Raw genomic sequence first — 1,181 nt, forward strand, 5'->3', positions numbered from 1 at the left:
GGGAGTGTCCGCTGGAGTATTTGCTTGGAATCCCAGCTGGAGTGTTCGCTGGAATCTCTGCTGGGGAGTCCCTGCTGAATGTTCGCTGGAATCATCGGGGGAGTGTCCGCTGGAGTCTTTGCTTGGAATCCCTGCTGGGAGTGTCCGCTGGAATCATCGGGGGAGTGTCCGCTGGAGTATTTGCTTGGAATCCCAGCTGGAGTGTTCGCTGGAATCTCTGCTGGGGAGTCCCTGCTGAATGTTCGCTGGAATCATCGGGGGAATGTTCGCTGGAGTCTTTGCTTGGAATCCCTGCTGGAGTGTCTGCTGGGGAATCTCTGCTGAATGTCTGCTGGAGTGTCCGCTGGAATCTCTGCTGGAGTCCCTGCTGGAATCATCGGGGGAGTGTTTGCTGGGAGTGTCCGCTGGAATCCCAGCTGGAGTGTTTGCTGGGAGTGTTTGCTGGAGTGTCTGCTGGGAGTGTCCGCTGGAATCATCGGGGGAGTGTTTGCTGGGAGTGTCCGCTGGAATCTCTGCTGGGGAATCTCTGCTGAATGTCTGCTGGAGTGTCCGCTGGAATCTCTGCTGGGGAATCTCTGCTGAATGTCTGCTGGGGAGTCCCTGCTGAATGTCTGCTGGAGTCTTTGCTTGGAATCCCAGCTGGAGTGTCTGCTGGGAGTGTCCGCTGGGGAATCCCTGCTGGGAATCTTTGCTCAGATCATCGGGGGAATGTCCGCTGGAGTATTTGCTTGGAATCCCAGCTGGAGTGTCCGCTGGGGAATCTCTGCTGAATGTCTGCTGGGGAGTCCCTGCTGAATGTTCGCTGGAATCATCGGGGGAATGTTCGCTGGAGTCTTTGCTTGGAATCCCTGCTGGAGTCTTTGCTGGTGCTATGCTGGTGCTATGCTGGAGTATTTGCCTGGAATCCCAGCTGGAGTGTCTGCTGGGAGTGTCCGCTGGGAATCTTTGCTTAGATCATCGGGGGAATGTTCGCTGGAGTATTTGCTTGGAATCCCTGCTGGGGAGTCCCTGCTGAATGTCTGCTGGAGTCTTTGCTTGGAATCCCAGCTGGAGTGTCCGCTGGGAGTGTCCGCTGGAATCATCGGGGGAGTCTTTGCTTGGAATCCCAGCTGGAGTGTCCGCTGGAATCTCTGCTGGAGTCCCTGCTGGAATCATCGGGGGAGTGTTTGCTGGGAGTGTCC

The 1,181-nt window shown here is 56.4% G+C and carries 4 protein-coding genes; all 4 read left to right on the forward strand.

Features of this window, described 5'->3' with window-relative positions; translation table 11 throughout:
• Positions 1-238: hypothetical protein (locus BUB73_RS17500; protein WP_175552188.1), on the forward strand; the 238-nt coding region annotated here is incomplete at its 5' end.
• Positions 239-607: a hypothetical protein gene (locus BUB73_RS17100; protein WP_139259284.1), complete on the forward strand. Its 369-nt coding sequence runs from the start codon at positions 239-241 to the stop codon at positions 605-607. It begins immediately after the preceding gene.
• A complete protein-coding gene (locus BUB73_RS16490; protein WP_073287575.1) occupies positions 583-795 on the forward strand; it encodes a hypothetical protein in 213 nt (70 codons plus the stop codon). Before BUB73_RS17100 ends, BUB73_RS16490 begins: the two co-directional genes overlap by 25 nt.
• Positions 796-1,181 (forward strand): hypothetical protein (locus tag BUB73_RS17105; RefSeq protein ID WP_139259286.1); only part of this gene is annotated, 386 nt, incomplete at its 3' end.

Source organism: Fibrobacter sp. UWH6 (assembly GCF_900142465.1).
Taxonomy (GTDB): Bacteria; Fibrobacterota; Fibrobacteria; order Fibrobacterales; family Fibrobacteraceae; genus Fibrobacter.